Source organism: Paraburkholderia sp. BCC1886, assembly GCF_900996245.1.
Classification (GTDB): Bacteria; Pseudomonadota; Gammaproteobacteria; order Burkholderiales; family Burkholderiaceae; genus Paraburkholderia.
Genome location: NZ_CAAJGK010000011.1, coordinates 1 through 14,367, shown reverse-complemented (window position 1 = coordinate 14,367; position 14,367 = coordinate 1). Strand labels below are relative to the sequence as shown.

General features: G+C 59.2%; 19 protein-coding genes and 2 pseudogenes. All 21 read left to right on the top strand.

Annotated features, from left to right (window positions below; all coding sequences use genetic code 11):
* Window positions 1-18 precede the first annotated feature (18 nt).
* Window positions 19-474 carry a hypothetical protein gene (locus FQ746_RS00155; protein ID WP_144106580.1) on the top strand — a complete coding sequence of 152 codons (456 nt, stop codon included), beginning with the start codon at window positions 19-21 and terminating at the stop codon, window positions 472-474.
* Between the two features lie 3 nt (window positions 475-477).
* Window positions 478-879 carry a hypothetical protein gene (locus tag FQ746_RS00150; RefSeq protein ID WP_144106579.1) on the top strand — a complete coding sequence of 134 codons (402 nt, stop codon included), beginning with the start codon at window positions 478-480 and terminating at the stop codon, window positions 877-879.
* Window positions 879-1,325 carry a hypothetical protein gene (locus tag FQ746_RS00145; RefSeq protein ID WP_144106578.1) on the top strand — a complete coding sequence of 149 codons (447 nt, stop codon included), beginning with the start codon at window positions 879-881 and terminating at the stop codon, window positions 1,323-1,325. The genes FQ746_RS00150 and FQ746_RS00145 overlap by 1 nt, the downstream gene beginning before the upstream one ends.
* Entirely contained in the window at window positions 1,322-2,029 is a 708-nt protein-coding gene (locus FQ746_RS34595; protein ID WP_186310583.1) for a hypothetical protein, read from the top strand. Before FQ746_RS00145 ends, FQ746_RS34595 begins: the two co-directional genes overlap by 4 nt.
* A 3-nt stretch (window positions 2,030-2,032) precedes the next feature.
* The gene (locus tag FQ746_RS00135; RefSeq protein WP_144106577.1) at window positions 2,033-2,515 is read left to right on the top strand and encodes a S80 family phage morphogenetic serine protease; all 483 of its coding nucleotides are present in this window, start codon (window positions 2,033-2,035) and stop codon (window positions 2,513-2,515) included.
* Window positions 2,516-2,525: 10 nt separating this feature from the next.
* Window positions 2,526-3,608, top strand: a complete 1,083-nt coding sequence (locus FQ746_RS00130; protein ID WP_144106576.1) for a thymidylate synthase — start codon at window positions 2,526-2,528, stop codon at window positions 3,606-3,608.
* Between the two features lies 1 nt (window position 3,609).
* Window positions 3,610-3,678: pseudogene (locus tag FQ746_RS35550) on the top strand (NUMOD4 domain-containing protein); the annotation flags it as partial.
* Between the two features lie 12 nt (window positions 3,679-3,690).
* Complete coding sequence (locus FQ746_RS00125; RefSeq protein WP_260853841.1) at window positions 3,691-4,605, top strand: HNH endonuclease; 915 nt, start codon at window positions 3,691-3,693, stop codon at window positions 4,603-4,605.
* Window positions 4,606-4,743: 138 nt separating this feature from the next.
* Complete coding sequence (locus FQ746_RS00120) at window positions 4,744-5,880, top strand: hypothetical protein (protein ID WP_144106574.1); 1,137 nt, start codon at window positions 4,744-4,746, stop codon at window positions 5,878-5,880.
* A complete protein-coding gene (locus FQ746_RS00115) occupies window positions 5,870-6,220 on the top strand; it encodes a DUF3307 domain-containing protein (protein WP_186310582.1) in 351 nt (116 codons plus the stop codon). The genes FQ746_RS00120 and FQ746_RS00115 overlap by 11 nt, the downstream gene beginning before the upstream one ends.
* Before the next feature lie 107 nt (window positions 6,221-6,327).
* Window positions 6,328-6,861 carry a hypothetical protein gene (locus FQ746_RS00110; RefSeq protein WP_144106572.1) on the top strand — a complete coding sequence of 178 codons (534 nt, stop codon included), beginning with the start codon at window positions 6,328-6,330 and terminating at the stop codon, window positions 6,859-6,861.
* A gap of 24 nt (window positions 6,862-6,885) precedes the next feature.
* Window positions 6,886-8,004 carry a hypothetical protein gene (locus FQ746_RS00105; RefSeq protein ID WP_144106571.1) on the top strand — a complete coding sequence of 373 codons (1,119 nt, stop codon included), beginning with the start codon at window positions 6,886-6,888 and terminating at the stop codon, window positions 8,002-8,004.
* The gene (locus FQ746_RS00100) at window positions 7,980-8,483 is read left to right on the top strand and encodes an NADAR family protein (RefSeq protein WP_144106570.1); all 504 of its coding nucleotides are present in this window, start codon (window positions 7,980-7,982) and stop codon (window positions 8,481-8,483) included. Before FQ746_RS00105 ends, FQ746_RS00100 begins: the two co-directional genes overlap by 25 nt.
* Before the next feature lie 64 nt (window positions 8,484-8,547).
* Entirely contained in the window at window positions 8,548-8,835 is a 288-nt protein-coding gene (locus FQ746_RS00095; RefSeq protein WP_144106569.1) for a hypothetical protein, read from the top strand.
* Window positions 8,832-9,149, top strand: a complete 318-nt coding sequence (locus FQ746_RS00090) for a hypothetical protein (RefSeq protein WP_144106568.1) — start codon at window positions 8,832-8,834, stop codon at window positions 9,147-9,149. Before FQ746_RS00095 ends, FQ746_RS00090 begins: the two co-directional genes overlap by 4 nt.
* Entirely contained in the window at window positions 9,146-9,442 is a 297-nt protein-coding gene (locus FQ746_RS00085; protein WP_144106567.1) for a hypothetical protein, read from the top strand. The genes FQ746_RS00090 and FQ746_RS00085 overlap by 4 nt, the downstream gene beginning before the upstream one ends.
* Before the next feature lie 32 nt (window positions 9,443-9,474).
* Window positions 9,475-9,945 (top strand): hypothetical protein, encoded by a 471-nt coding sequence (locus tag FQ746_RS00080; protein WP_144106566.1) that lies wholly within the window; start codon window positions 9,475-9,477, stop codon window positions 9,943-9,945.
* Window positions 9,946-10,096: 151 nt separating this feature from the next.
* A complete protein-coding gene (locus FQ746_RS00075) occupies window positions 10,097-10,945 on the top strand; it encodes a hypothetical protein (protein WP_144106565.1) in 849 nt (282 codons plus the stop codon).
* Window positions 10,946-10,953: 8 nt separating this feature from the next.
* On the top strand, window positions 10,954-11,670 hold the full coding sequence (locus FQ746_RS00070; protein ID WP_144106564.1) for a hypothetical protein: 717 nt from the start codon (window positions 10,954-10,956) through the stop codon (window positions 11,668-11,670).
* Window positions 11,661-12,104, top strand: coding sequence for a hypothetical protein (locus tag FQ746_RS00065; protein ID WP_144106563.1), 444 nt, complete (start codon window positions 11,661-11,663; stop codon window positions 12,102-12,104). Before FQ746_RS00070 ends, FQ746_RS00065 begins: the two co-directional genes overlap by 10 nt.
* Before the next feature lie 107 nt (window positions 12,105-12,211).
* Window positions 12,212-14,367, top strand: a pseudogene (locus tag FQ746_RS00060) (hypothetical protein); the annotation flags it as partial.

The window sequence follows — 14,367 nt, the reverse complement described above, 5'->3', positions numbered from 1 at the left end:
ACCAGATACGGAGAGAGGATGAAACTCATCATCAAGGCGGAGCTGATCGAGCGACTGCTAGCAGATCCCGACTCGTACTACAGCAAGCTCATCAAGCAGTTTTACCTCGCGATCGAGAAGCAAGGTGGCAAGCGCAACGAATACGCTCAACCCGAGCTGCCCCAGGCGATGTTCTTTCATTTGATCTCCGCACCGGGCCGCAGTGATGTGCACGCTCTGCGCGGATTTGTCTACTCGTGGCGCTCCGAGGGCGATTGCAGTCACATTGCCTTCGCCTTCCCGACGAGCGATCCGGATGTCTTGGTGTTGGAACCTGAGGTGCGCGCCACAACACTCGAGATCGTGGCGGGTGCCGGAGCGCAACCGGACGCGTTCTATTTCACTCGCTACGAGGATGGCGATGAAGTTGCCCGTTACCTCACCGCTCAGTCGCAGCGGCGGGTGCGTGGTCATCTGTCGCTGGTTGGGAGGTAATGCATGGTCACTGACTTACAAGTCTACCGATATCTGCGCTTTAAGTCGGCCTATAAGCGGCGCAAGCGCAAGACGGACGGTCTGCGCATCTGCATGGGACTGCGTCTGCCGTTCAGCCAATTTGTGGCTATCAACGATCGCGCGACCTGGATCGGAAGCTTCGGGCCAGTGCGTGAGAACGGGATGACTGATCGCCAGTACGTCAGGATGAACGTCTTCATGGTCGACTTCCGGGCTTTCTATTTCTTCGATGGCCAGTATCGATGCACGAAGGATCGCCCGCTTGTGCGCGCATGGCAGAAGCCCGGACCGAAGTGGCGCTACCGCCGCTGCGATGATGATCCGCCTGAACCCGCGCGTCGGGTCTCAATCAACAAACGCATGATGCTTCGGAGAAAGCGCTGATGGAAGTGAAACTGACACCGTTGGCCGAGGCGATCGGGGAAGTAGACCGCCTTACGAAGTTGAAGACGACCCAGCTGATCTCGAAAGAGGGAACGGCGCTCAGCGGCTTCGTCGTTCAGCAGCGGGATGGTCATCGGGCGATCGTGGAGATGTCCTGTGTGCGCTGGCTGCAGCCCCAGGAGTTCGGGGCGCTAATGCACCTTGCACCGATTCAGGAGGACCTCCTCCATGTCGAAGAGGACGGCAAGAAGCGAGCGCTCGGGGAATTCACCGATCCGATCCGGGAAGAGATCTGGCAAGCCAACAAGGATTGTGAGCTTCACATTGCGCTCTGGCACAACCCACTCGCCTTCCGCGCGCGCATGGAAAACATCATCAAACACGCGCAACGCGCGATCGCTGAGATCGATCGCCGTGAAGCAAAGCCCAAGGATGAAGAGACATGATGTCGAAGCTGCAGTACCTCCTCCTGAAGATCGCTGAGGAAGGCAACGAAGCTGGCAAAGAAGCGATGAAGGCGGCGCAGTTTGGTCTCTCCACGATCGAGCCAGGCAAGACCCTCACTAACGCCCAACGAATCTGCGCTGAACTCGACGATCTACAAGCAGTCGTGGAAATGCTCGAAGAAGAATCCGACTTCGAGTACGTGCCGAACCCTGTCGCCATCGCAGCGAAGAAGACGCAGGTTGAGCAGTTCCTTAGCTACTCACGCGACAAGTACGGGATGGTCGAAGCGGTCATTCCGATCGTCCCCGTATCCATGACGACTCAGAAGTTCAAACTCGACGGCTGCACACACTTGGGCATCCGCGACATTCGTACCTACCTCGACGCAGCATTCGTTCGCGAGAACGGAAGCAAGAAAGTGTCCGTCGCAGTCGTTGGTCTGGCTAACAGAGCCGGCATCCGCCTGGCGCAGAACGAAGCGTGGATTGTCCAGCAGAAGAATGACGAACCTCCTGGCACCGTGATCGTGGAAGTGCACCTCCTTGCTGCTTCAGCAATTGCCTCCAAGGCAAGCATGACGGTGCAACTGGAATGGTCCGCTGATTCACTGATTCTCGACACGAGAGGCGATGTGTGGGCGGGCTATGAAATAACACTGTCGTTTGCGACCGTGGATAGCTTTCCGTCCAACCAAGGAGCTTGACTCATGCGATACGACGAGAAAACGGGATTGATTAGCGTCTCGCTAGGTAAGCTGGATCAGCCGAATCGGACCGGCGTGGTCTACGGCACGCAGACGGTTCGCGCGCTGCTGCCAGATCTAAAGGAACGGGTCAAACATGGCATGCTGCGATGCGAGTATGGATTCCCACAGAAGACACCTGGCCAGTCTCACGACGACCTTGTTCGCCGCTACGCGACCATTGAAGAAGAGCGCGTGTGCGCGATGTTTGTCGATCTGGGTCTGGAGGTCGGCATCGAGGCCATCACGAATCCTCCCATCCACCTCATGGCGAAGATTAGGCCATGGGGACCGTTCGGTGACACCCTCAGAGAGGTGCTGGAAGATCCCACGAGTCAGCTCAATTGGTACTTCGGCGCCCGGGCTTTTAGCACTGACACTCATCGTGACGGAGCGGTAGAGAAGCAACTCTATCGCTTTATCACGTGGGACTTCATCACGCATTAAGGAAAACAACATGCGGCAATACAAACAAACGTTGCGGGACAGTCTCGAACTGGGAACGTGGAAAGATAATAGGACTGGGATATCAAGTATTGCGCTTCCCTATCCGGCTGTCTTCCGTCACGACATGCGCACGGGCTTCCCCATCTTGACAAGCCGCCAAGCGCCCTTCAAGTCGGCCGCTGGTGAGCTGTGTGGCTTCCTACGCGGCTATACGAGCGCAGCTGACTTTCGGGCAGTCGGTTGCAACTACTGGAACGGCAACGCGAACGAAGAAGGCGTGCTTCCGAATCTGTGGCTAAAGAACCCCTTCCGAAAGGGGGAGGATGATCTTGGGCCGGTGTACGGTGCTCAGTGGCGCAAATGGCCGGCGTTCAAACACCTGAAAGCGAGCGACTTCAGCAGCCCGGAAGCACACAGGGCAGCAGAAGACGCCATCCATCGAGCAGGTTGGACTTGTATCGCCGAGATTACCGAAATCGCGCATGGTAACGACGACTACATCTGGTTCAAGGTGATCGACCAACTCGGCGACTGCGTGCGTACGATCATCAACAACCCGGATAGCCGCCGAATTCTATTCCACGCGTGGAACCCTGCGGTGATGGACGAAATTACGCTACCCGCATGTCATCTTCTCTATCAGTTCCTCCCGAATTCGAAGACGAAGGAACTCGGACTCGCATTGACCATTCGCAGCAACGACATGCCATTGGGTTTTCCGAGTAACTGTGTTGAAGCCGGCCTGCTGCTGGAACTGGTGGCGAAACTTACGGGTTACACCGCGACGTGGCTCACGATCGTGTCCAACGATGCCCATATTTACAAGAATCAACTGGACTTCGTGGACGAGTATCTGGCCTTGCCGGAGCACCCGCTTCCCAAGTTGATGATTACAGCGCCGTGCGATTGGGACAATCTGTTCTACCACCACTCCGGGGTGAACAAGAACGAGACGGATGCAGACTACGATGAGATTAAGAAGCTTGCGACCGAGGAGGCGGTCAGGTGGTTGGATCGCATCGCACCGACAGACTTCTCGCTGATCGACTACAAGCACGGTCCGATGCTGAAGTCGCCCAGCATGGCGGTCTGATGTGACAGAGACGTGGAACGACGTCTCTGGCTACGAGGGGCTCTACCAGGTATCGGATCTCGGACAGGTCAGGCGGTTAGCGATGACCGTCGTGCTTCCCGACCCGAGGACGGGGACGCTACACCACTATCCGAAGGCCGGCAATATGCTGACCCCTTCGAGCAAGTCGCAGGTGGTGCTCCATCGTAGAGGCCAGCGCACGACGGTGTTTGTCGGCCATCTGGTAGCGACTGCCTTCCTCGGACCCGCGCCGGAAGGTTACCTCGTCTGTTATCGGGATGGCGATCGGCAAAACTGCCAGCTCAGCAATCTCTACTGGGATGGTCCGCCTGTCCCCGCTTATGTACAGATCGTCATCGCACTCAAGGGCAGGCGACAGGGGCTGACGGAGAAAGAGCTTGTGGCTGCGCTTCCGAGGATCAATCCGAAGACCATCAGCAATGCCTTGATCGGGCTGCTGGTGCCGCCCACCGAAGAGCGACTCGTTCACATCTCACGATGGCTGCCGAAGCGAGGGTCGGGTGGTGCGCTGATGAAGGTGTATGTCGTGGGAGCAAAGCGCGACGCGCCCAAGCCCGTGATTGCCTGTGCGGCCTTGGATGCGAAACATCGATATCTTGAAAAGCGGGATGGAGAGGCGCGCCGTGCACGTAGGCTCGAGAAGTTACGTAAGGCAGATGCGTTCCTTCACACGGTCATGACGCTCCGTCAGGAAGGCATGGTGGTCGAGCTTCCCAGCGTGAAGGTCCATCCCTCAGAGCGGATCAGTGCGACGTACGTCAAGAAGGTCAGGCCACCGAAACCCCCGAAGATCCCGAAGCCAGTACGGATACCGAAGCCAAAGGCCGCGCCGAAGATCCCGAAGGTCAAAAAGCCGGAACTGATCATCGTACCGCCGCCCCTCATCGTTCCACCACCACCGAAGAAAACACCGGCGCTTCCGCCACCGGTCAGTGCCTCGATCTTTGGTCGAATGCTCTTCGACCTTACTCGATGACTCCCGTAAATGCTCACCCTTCGGTGGGCATTTGCTTTTATGCCGTCTGCTTTTTAGCCAATGCAGCCCACGGTAAGGAATTACAGCGTCTCGCAATCGCATGGAGGAAGTCCCCACTTACCAGACCCTTGAAAGAACATGAGCAAGCAAAAGCAAGCGCCAGCCGTCGATGTACGGCGTCGCAATAACGGCAAGTCCACGCCCGCGGACGAACTGAAAGACGTACTGTCGCAACCCGTTGCCCGCACGGAAATCCGCGTGGTGCTCGACGAGGCCGACCCTAACCCGGAAGCCACCATCGAGGAGGTCCTCGCTGACCATTCTGGCCCTGCTGAGCCCAATGACGCCGCGCCTATCGGGTTCGTCGCGCAGGAGATCGCCACAGTCCCGTCGGAGCGTTTGCCGGCTGAATCGATTCCGACACCGGAGCCGAGCACCGATGCAGTAGCTGAGGCAACGTCCCTCAGCGAGGAGATCGAGGCTGTCCTACAAACCGCGGACCCCAAGATCGCCGCGTCATTGCGCTCGATGATGGCCTTCGCGGAACGGATGGCGGCCATCAAGAGCGGTGCCGCCGTCACTGCGGAAGATGCCGCTGTGATGATGGATGCCGTAGACGACCCGGGTGGCTTTGTCTTCCGCCATATCGTCAAGGAGTTGATGGCACGCACGCCGTCCATATTGGCCTGGGTGTCGAACCAGAAATATGTGCCGCGCAACCTGATCCTCGTCGTGATGCATACGCCCAACGGCATTCCGGGGATCACGGATCAACTGGTGCGTAGTGTATTGGAGCTGCATCCGATGGAAATCACGGGCGCAGCACGCGGCTTCTCCCTGGAGGGCGATTCAAAGGTCGAATACCGCGAGAACCGCTCCTCAATCGAGATGCGTTTCAACGAGATGTACGGCCGCGCTATCGGCAAGGCCTTCGAGACATGGGGTCGTCGTATCAAGACAGCGGGGATCAACTCCTCGACGACGGTGGACTTTATGTTGATCGAGCCGGATGCGACACACCGACTGGTGCTCGACGCATGGCATTGCGAACGCATGTATCCGGCCCTAATGGAAACGGACATCGCGCAGCGTCAATTTGGTGGCGTGGTGGAAGCAGGACCGCTGTGCGTGACCTGGGGTGGCAAGGTCACCTATCTGGAAGACTTGAGCGTCGCGCAGAAGCTCTTGAGCGAAATTGACGTCCGGTGCAGGAACCCGTACCTCGTGGATGCGGCCGATGCCTTCGAGAACCCGGAGGCAAGCGATGCTGTTTAACTTCCATCTCGGCTTCTGGGCGATGCTCTTCTGGCTGGTCTGGGGGCACTTCGTCGCCGACTACCCGTGGCAAGGCGACTTCGTCGCAATCGCGAAGAATCACAACACGCCGGTCGGCAAAATGTTCTGGAAGTGGGTGCTGCCTGGTCACGCATGGATTCATGCTGGTTTCGTCGCCTTCTTCACGGGTCATGTTGGCCTGGGTGTCGTCGAAGGGATCCTCCACGCCCTCACCGATCGCCTGAAGTGCAACGAGAAACTCTCGATCAACGCTGACCAGACGATCCACATCGTCTGCAAGGTCATCTGGGCCTTCTGGGCCGTCTTCATTCTGGACTGAAGTACCACGCGCCTTCGCCTGCACGGGAAGGCGTCTGCAGGGCTGTATGTGCTTCCACGATAACAACGAGAGCAGACCATGAATTCGAACAACAACGGGGCGCAGTAATGGACGTGGCAATTGAGTGGTACATCGGGCTGGTCTTTACCAGTGTCTGGGTCTGGTGTGTCACCCGGATGGGATTTCGCTGGCGCCGTAACTCCCGCAAGCAGCCGAACCGCTTTACGTTGACGCTCGTGAAAGTGGGGGTGCAGTTACTTGAAGATCGCATGCAGGCGGAGCCCAAGCTGTCTTTTTACTCCGGCCGTCCATTTCAATATGGAGCAGCATTCCGATACGCGAACCTGCACGACTTCATGCGCCGTACGGGTCCACAGAAAGAGCGCATTGCCATGGCCGCGATCATGCACCCGGACGGCGTGATCCATGCCGTGAGTGCACCGGGGCGACATCACCACTGTGTGCGCTACATGAGCGCCTACGCTCGCGCCGGGTTGACCACGACCAGCAAACAGGGGTTCATCACCAGCCACGGTCGGTATGTCGATCGCAAGACGGCGTTTCTCATCGCGAGTGCCGCCGGCCAGATCCGGGAAAAGACAAATCCGAAAGACGTGCTGTTCAGCGAAGACATGTGGTGAGTCGAAACACAAAAAGGAACGGGAATGAGTGATCAAGACAAAGCAGTATTCGCGGCACTGAAGTCGCACACGCTGCTCGACGAGGTGGAGTCGTTGGCGATCAGCACGGCTTCCATCGCTTACCAGTTGGCCGAGCTGCACCCGGAGCGAAAGGTGCTTTTGCAGAGCCTGCACCGACAGCTGCACGACAACATGGTCAAGCTGCGCGCACGTAACGGCGCGGGCATGCCTCTCTTCGAGGCAAAGGGACCGGTAGCGCGCAAGCTCTCGGAGGCAATCCAAGCCATGCGCTTTACCTTCAGCGATCAATTCGAGGAGCTGGCGAATCAGCGCCTGGAAGCGATCCAGTCGTGCTTCCACTTCGCCCCGACGCAGGACGCGGAAAAACTGCAGGCACTGCAGGAGTTGCTCGCACCGCTCGTCGGATTAGTTACGGGCTCCGTGCTCGACAGCACGATTGCGCCTGACATCACGGGTGATACGGACCTCATGACGCTTGCGTCGGGCTTCTACATGGACAGGCGTCCGGTGGTCCCGCAGCTATTGCTGATCCTGAGCCGGGAACTCAGCGAGGACGGTGTCAAGGCACACGCCATCATCGGCGGACACGGTGCTGGCCTTTACTTCTACCACCCGGGCGAAGATCAGTGGGCGTACGCCGACATGACCTATACGTTCGACAACCTGGTCACCGTGCTACGCGCGGAAGCCGCGCCTCTGCTCGAAAGCATGGGCTTCAGTCTGACCCCGCTTGATCTGGACGCGGCCGTCGAAGACATCACAAGCGTCGTACATCACGTCTTCGATAACGAGGCGGACCTGCCTAAGGGCAAGGTTCCCCTGCTGGTCGTGGACACGGACTACAGCGAGATCATCGTGCAGCTGGGCGGTGGCTACGTCTGGGTCTTCAAGAACACCAAGGGTGCGTATCCACAACGCAGCCGAATCCTCCTGAAACAGATGGGTGCGCATGTCGTGTCGGCTTCGCTGGCTGACTTCAACGAGTTCACCCGCCAGGCCATCGTCAAGGGCGTCAAGCAGCAGCTCGACAAGCTGGTGAAGATGCTGCCCAACGCAGTGGATGACACCGTCATCCACGCAACGGAACAGAGAGAAACATGCAACGGCACGGTGACTACCTAGCCTTCTTCAACGATAGCGACATCCTGAGCCACTGGTATCGCTGCGAGTTTTACTACAAGGGCCTGCTCTTTAACCACATGGAGAAATTCATCATGTGCTCGAAGGCACGGCTCTTTGGCGACCTGATCATGGCAGACCGCATCATGCGGGAAGACCATCCGATGGCCTGCAAGCAACTGGGTCGACAGGTGGCGAACTTTGATCAGCCCGTGTGGGATGGCTATAACTATCAGATCCTCACGATCGGGAATCGCGAGAAGTATCGACAGAATCCGGGATTGGCTGACTTTCTCGTGCAGACCGATCCCTACATCCTCGTAGAGGCGAGCCCCTACGACACGCGATACGGCATTGGCCTTGCCAAAGACGACGCGCGTATCGCAGACCCTCGTAACCACCGAGGCAGTAATTATTGTGGCCACGCACAGATGGCCATCCGAGAAGAACTCAAAAACGGGCGCCCCGTGCGCTCATTCTGATCACCACCCTCCTGGGGAAACCAGCCTTCGTCGGCTGGTTTTTTTTTGTATTAGGGGATACACAATGCGTTCCATCACGTTACGAATAGCGTTCGCGATCGCGCTCCTGGCCAGCGCCGTGAGCGGATCCTGTTTCGCACAAGCCGCCAGGCAGATTGCGCCGGACTATGAAGCGATCTTGATTCCGACTGTGCCAGTCACTCAAAGCAAGATCTTCGAGTTGCCGCAGGATCAGATTCAAGCGGTGCACAAGGTACTCGAACAAGGTCAGTTTGATTACCACCCGGATCAACTCACCGTGATCTACATTCTGGCCCGTCGTCAGCTCTCCAGCGGGGATTGCCGCAGATGAGCGCCATCACACCCTCAGACGCCGGCAGTCAGCTCATCGACGCCCTGCTAAGCGTCGACAGCGCCCTTGCCGTGCTCTCGAGCACCATGGGCGAGGCACTGCACTCGGAGAGTGGTATCAGCCATGCGAACGCCCAGCATCTGGTCAAGCATCTGGGACTACAGCTCACGAAGTTCGCGACACGCCATGACGTGGTCCTGACGATCACACAGGACCCGGTCGAGCCGCTTGCGATGGGGCACTACATGCCGCGCGTCGACGTGCGTGCATCCAATGATCTTTATCGGGGTCGGCTCGGGGAGAAGTGGAAATGAAATCCTTCGCCCGCATCCTCCGCGATCAAACAGACCTGATCGAGATCGAAGCACGCTTGCGCCACAAGTTCATCGCCGTGCGCGAGCACCTCGCACCACAGACCGGCGTTGTCTTTTCCCCCGCCGAACTCGAGCGTGTGCATTTTCGTGCGGTAGCAGAAGTCTTCAGCGTGTTGTGCGATCAGATTGACCCGATCGTACTCATGGAAAAGCTCTACCCCGCTACGTACGCCTACGCCCTGATGGAAGCCCTTACCGCACGCGTGAAAGGCATTCTTGCCGATCGCGAGTGAGACCTCAATCTGTATCCGGACCAATATCAAACATGAGAGTCGTCGACTACAAACAACTTTGCAAGCTACCCGATGGGAGCTTCATTGCCACAATCAACAAGATGAACGAAACCGGCGAGCTGCTGCTCATCGACACGGACGATAACGGCGAGCGCGTGCTGTACTCCCCGCGCAGTGACATCGATAGGCTCGGTCAGTCGGTGCTGCGCTTTGAAGAGAACCTGTTCTCGCGCAATGGGCGTTTCAAGGTCTACACGGAAGAAGACGTCCGTGAATACCGGGAGCGACTGTTGAACGCGCTGAACGGGACGTGGAACTTGCAGGCGCCGACAGAAGACGACGCCCCGCTCGAAGCGAGTGCTGACGACGAGTCGGACAAACACGACGGCCCGCCGCGTATCCGGATGGAGACGTCGATCGACGATGCGGAGAGCGAGACGCCTGCCCGTGTGCCCTCCTACGTCGCGGAAGACGAGGAAGACCATTACTTCATGCCGACCTAAGCGGGATCCGCCATGCGATACATCCTGACCGCGGCGAAGGCATTGCACTGATTGCTGTCTGAGAGACCGGAGCCATCCGGTCTCTCCTTATGCCGTCGCTGTGTGGTTGGCATTTTATGAAGCGCCACCCAACTACTCCTCAGGAACGATTATGAGCGACGGCACCAGCTCGGATGCGAGCACGGACGCCGCGGCGTCCGCTACGGCGGCAGCGGCCTCTGCCACCCTCGCCCAGTCATGGGCAGCCCAAGCCACGGGCCTGGTCAATAACACGGACTACTCCGCCAAATACTACGCGGCACAAGCGTCGACCTATTCAGGCAACGCCCAGACCGCCGTCAACAACGCGAAGACGTTCGCCAGTAACGCGAATACGAGCGCCACCGCAGCGGCTGCCAGTGCAGCTGCCGCTGCAGAATCCGCCTCAACCGCAGGCGACGCCGCGACCTCCTTGCACGATCTGATTGCTGGCCTCGAAACGGCGGTGGGTGCACTGGAGGACATCGACATCTTTGCCCTGAGTCGTAACGGAGTGCTGTATGCGACGACCTATCAGACGCTGAAAGCCGCGATCATCAACGGACTGATGGTGGCCTCCAACAATCTGGAGGATGTGGCCGATGCCAAGGCGGCACTGACCAACTTGGGCGCAGCGCCCCTCGCTTCAATTGCGTCGGATCTGGTCACGAACACGACGGCGTCCACCACGGTCTCCGTCACGTACAGCTTCACCCCAGCCTATGCGGGGAAACTCACGATGTTGGCAACAGGCGGCTCCTCGGGTGCGGAGACGGGTTCGCTCAGTTACGCCATCGCAACGGACGGCTGCGATCCGCCTATCACCGAACTCTCGAACGTCTCGGGCTATGCCTTTGGCAACTACAACGCCCAGTGCAATGTGGACGCCGGCGTCGCTGTGACCGTCACCCTCACACAAACCGCTCCCACCGACACGGTGACGAACACGCTTTCCGCGTGCTTCTTCTATCTGCCGGGCTAAGGACCACCATGGCTCTCACCTATTACTTCCTGGGAACGGGAGGCGTCGGCGCGTCACCCGATGGGACGATTCCACCTAACGCAGTGGTCTGTACCGAAGCGCAGTATCAGGACCCCTCCCAGTACATCATCAATTACACCACGACGCCCTATTCGATCGAAGCGATCTCGAGTGCGACCGCGCTGCAGATTGCGCAAGCCAATCAGGTCGCCGCGGTCTCGAATGCGTGTGCGACATCGATCCTGCAGGGCTTCACGTCATCGGCATTGGGTGCCGCCTACACCTATCCAGCGAAGTCGACCGACCAGATCAACATGCTGTCCTCGATCGAATCCTCGCATCTGATCTGGGACATCTTCGCCAGCGACTGGGTCGCGGGCATGACGGTGACCATCGGGCAGTACGTCGTCGCTAATAGCCAGCTTTACCAAGCAACCGTAGGAGGAGAAGCATCCAGTGCCGGTGAGCCTGCATGGCCCATCGTCGTGGATACGCCTGTGCTCGACGGCACGGCGCAGTGGGAACTCTGGAGCACGCCGTTCTGGTGTGCAGATGTGGCGACCGGTACCTGGGCGTGGCGCGATCACAGCGCCAAGCAGATGTTCCAGGTGGGTCTCGATGGCAAGGCGTCCATCTTGAGTTCAATGAAGCAGAACGCCGTGTTGGCAGCGATGATTGCTGTCGCGACCACCATTCAAGCCGTGGAGGAAATCACATGGCCATGATGTACGCATTCAAGAAGAACCAGACGAGCCTCGTCGATCGACTGATCTGCTGGCAAACCAAAGGCCCTTACTGCCACGTGGCATCGATCCTGGTCGACAACGGCGATGGCACCTACACCATCGGTCAATCGCTTCCGGGGACCGGTGTGCAGATCGTCACGGGCCAGACCTTGCCGGCCGCGGACTGGGACATCGTGGAAGGCCCCGGCGATGTCGCGACGGCCACGACGTGGTTCACCGAGAAAAGCGGGGACGCCTACGACTATCTGGGTCTCTTCGGCTTCGTCTTCCGTCCTTTCACGATCCTCTCGCGAACGAAGTTCTGGTGTAGCGAGGCGAGCCTCTTTGCAGCAGGGATGCGCATTGGCTGGCGGATGGATCCGAACTCGATGGCCAACCTTTGCTTCGACATGAAGGCACTCGGCCTGCTGTGATTTAGCGACTACTCGGTCCTCGGATCGGGTAGTCGTTTTATGCCCCTCTGAAGGCTTCGGTCGGCATTTTATGACCGCAGCACGAATTTTTCATAGGGGTTCAGGATATGGGCATCGCTGACCAGTTAAACACCCAACTGCAGGGGCTGGTTTCGCAGATTGAAGACTTGGGTGACGAGTTCGCTGGAGTCATCGCAGCCGAACAGGAGGTCAACGAAAAGACCGCAGCATCCAGTCAAAGCGCAAGCGACGCGGATGCTGCAGCAAGCGCCGCCGCTACGAGCGCGGGCGATGCTTCTTCCTCGGCCTCCGAAGCGGCAAGCAGCGCCACAGCCAGTGACACATCGGCGCAATCGGCCAGCACGGCTGCAAGCAGCGCAGAGTCTTCTGCGACAACGTCGGCACAAGCCGCAACCAGCGCCAGTAGCAGCGCGAGCACGGCAAACGACGCAGCCTCCGCAGCCGCCGCATCCGAGGATAGCGCGACCACCGCTGCCACAAACGCACAGACCGTGCTGGCACAGGCACAGACCGTTTTGAGCGCAGCACAAGCGGCTGCTGCACAACTGAGCGGCCAGCTGCAGTCTTTTAATCAGATCTGGCTGGGGGACTTCACCGAAGACCCGACCACTGATAATAATGGCGATCCGCTGATCGCCGGCGCAGAGTATCTGAACACGTCGGATGATCCACCGATCATTCGTGAGTATGTGAATGGTGCTTGGCAAGATCAGGATCTGGCGGGTCAGATCGCTTCCCAAAATTCAGCGCTGTCTGCCACGCAAGCGGGTGCGTCGGCCACGAGCGCATCGAACTATGCGAGCGCAGCCGCTGCCAGTGCCACGCAGGCAGGTACGTCATCAACGGCCGCCGCGAACTCGGCATCGGCGGCTTCCACATCGGAAAGTAACGCCGAGGCGGCCGTCTCGGATGCGGATAGCGCCGCGAGCGCAGCGGAGGCTTCCGCCACCACAGCGAGTGACGCGGCGGTCGACGCAGAGGCGTGGGCAACGCAGGCTTCCGGTACAGTTGACGGGACGAATTATTCAGCGGCGTACAACGCCAAGCAGGCGGCTTCTAGTGCCAGTGCCGCGGCACAATCTGCTACCGACGCGGGGACCTATGCTGCCTCAATGACGGATTCGGTCACTGACGCGGCTTCATCTGCGAGCGCTGCGGATCAATCTGCCTCGGATGCCTCGGCCAGTGCCGCGGCTGCTGCCAGCAGTGCGGGGAGTGCACAAAACAGCGCAACCGCAGCCGGCAACTCGGCATCGGATGCCGCCGGCTCAGCTAGTTCTGCGGCATCGGATGCAAGCGCCGCGAGTGAGAGTGAGAGCAACGCCGCCGACAGCGCAAGCAGTGCGTCGACTGACGCCACCAACGCTGCAGCGAGTGCGACGGCCGCAAGTGGCGATGCGACTCTCGCGCAGCAATGGGCCACCGAGACCAGCGGGACGGTCGACGGCACCAGCTACGGGGCGAAGTACTATGCCCAGCAAGCTGCTGCATCTGACGCGGACGCTACAACCCAAGCCAGCAATGCGGATGCTAGCGCGACTGCCGCGACCGATTCTGCCAGCGATGCCGCCTCCTCGGCGACGCTTGCGAAGAACTGGGCCACGCAAACCGGCAGTACGGTGGATGGCTCTGACTACTCTGCCAAGTACTACGCCACTAACGCGGCGAACAGTGCGGCTGCGGCCGCTAGCAGCGCATCGGCGGTAGCAGCGCAATCAGTCACCGTCGCCAGCAATGCCGCACTCGCTCAACAGTGGGCGGCGCAGGCTTCCGGTAACGTCGGCGGCACGAGCTATGGGTCTGCCCTGCAATACGCGCAGCAAGCTTCAAGCTCCGCAACCGCAGCCGCGGCGTCAGCAACGGATGCGGATAACGCTGCCACGGCGGCCGCTGCGAGCGCCGCGAGTGCACAGACGGGGGCGACCAGTGTCAACGCCATGCTGGCTTCGTTCAAGTCGGTGTGGTTGGGTGATTCGGATACACCGCCGACGACCGACCTGAACGGCGATGCATTGCAGAACGGCGCGGAGTATGAGGATATATCGCAGGACCCGCCCGTCCTGATGGTCTATACGGCAGACGGCTGGGTCCCGCAAGATGAGGACGCGGTATCGTCGTCGAGCAATGCGCAGCTCTCCGCGTCGCAGGCCGCGGCATCGGCATCGAGTGCAAGCACCGATGCGGATAACGCCAGTAGCTCAGCAAGTGCGGCGAGCGACTCCGCAAACGCGGCAGCGTCGTC

What these genes read in the sequence shown, in the direction of transcription:
- FQ746_RS00150 (WP_144106579.1), top strand. Translation starts at nt 478, where the DNA reads ATGGTCACTGACTTACAAGTCTACCGATATCTGCGCTTTAAGTCGGCC.
- FQ746_RS00145 (WP_144106578.1), top strand. Translation starts at nt 879, where the DNA reads ATGGAAGTGAAACTGACACCGTTGGCCGAGGCGATCGGGGAAGTAGAC.
- FQ746_RS00120 (WP_144106574.1), top strand. Translation starts at nt 4,744, where the DNA reads ATGAGCAAGCAAAAGCAAGCGCCAGCCGTCGATGTACGGCGTCGCAAT.
- FQ746_RS00065 (WP_144106563.1), top strand. Translation starts at nt 11,661, where the DNA reads ATGGCCATGATGTACGCATTCAAGAAGAACCAGACGAGCCTCGTCGAT.
- FQ746_RS00085 (WP_144106567.1), top strand. Translation starts at nt 9,146, where the DNA reads ATGAAATCCTTCGCCCGCATCCTCCGCGATCAAACAGACCTGATCGAG.
- FQ746_RS00100 (WP_144106570.1), top strand. Translation starts at nt 7,980, where the DNA reads ATGCAACGGCACGGTGACTACCTAGCCTTCTTCAACGATAGCGACATC.
- FQ746_RS00080 (WP_144106566.1), top strand. Translation starts at nt 9,475, where the DNA reads ATGAGAGTCGTCGACTACAAACAACTTTGCAAGCTACCCGATGGGAGC.
- FQ746_RS00135 (WP_144106577.1), top strand. Translation starts at nt 2,033, where the DNA reads ATGCGATACGACGAGAAAACGGGATTGATTAGCGTCTCGCTAGGTAAG.
- FQ746_RS34595 (WP_186310583.1), top strand. Translation starts at nt 1,322, where the DNA reads ATGATGTCGAAGCTGCAGTACCTCCTCCTGAAGATCGCTGAGGAAGGC.
- FQ746_RS00130 (WP_144106576.1), top strand. Translation starts at nt 2,526, where the DNA reads ATGCGGCAATACAAACAAACGTTGCGGGACAGTCTCGAACTGGGAACG.
- FQ746_RS00105 (WP_144106571.1), top strand. Translation starts at nt 6,886, where the DNA reads ATGAGTGATCAAGACAAAGCAGTATTCGCGGCACTGAAGTCGCACACG.
- FQ746_RS00070 (WP_144106564.1), top strand. Translation starts at nt 10,954, where the DNA reads ATGGCTCTCACCTATTACTTCCTGGGAACGGGAGGCGTCGGCGCGTCA.
- FQ746_RS00090 (WP_144106568.1), top strand. Translation starts at nt 8,832, where the DNA reads ATGAGCGCCATCACACCCTCAGACGCCGGCAGTCAGCTCATCGACGCC.
- FQ746_RS00110 (WP_144106572.1), top strand. Translation starts at nt 6,328, where the DNA reads ATGGACGTGGCAATTGAGTGGTACATCGGGCTGGTCTTTACCAGTGTC.
- FQ746_RS00125 (WP_260853841.1), top strand. Translation starts at nt 3,691, where the DNA reads ATGACCGTCGTGCTTCCCGACCCGAGGACGGGGACGCTACACCACTAT.
- FQ746_RS00095 (WP_144106569.1), top strand. Translation starts at nt 8,548, where the DNA reads ATGCGTTCCATCACGTTACGAATAGCGTTCGCGATCGCGCTCCTGGCC.
- FQ746_RS00115 (WP_186310582.1), top strand. Translation starts at nt 5,870, where the DNA reads ATGCTGTTTAACTTCCATCTCGGCTTCTGGGCGATGCTCTTCTGGCTG.
- FQ746_RS00155 (WP_144106580.1), top strand. Translation starts at nt 19, where the DNA reads ATGAAACTCATCATCAAGGCGGAGCTGATCGAGCGACTGCTAGCAGAT.
- FQ746_RS00075 (WP_144106565.1), top strand. Translation starts at nt 10,097, where the DNA reads ATGAGCGACGGCACCAGCTCGGATGCGAGCACGGACGCCGCGGCGTCC.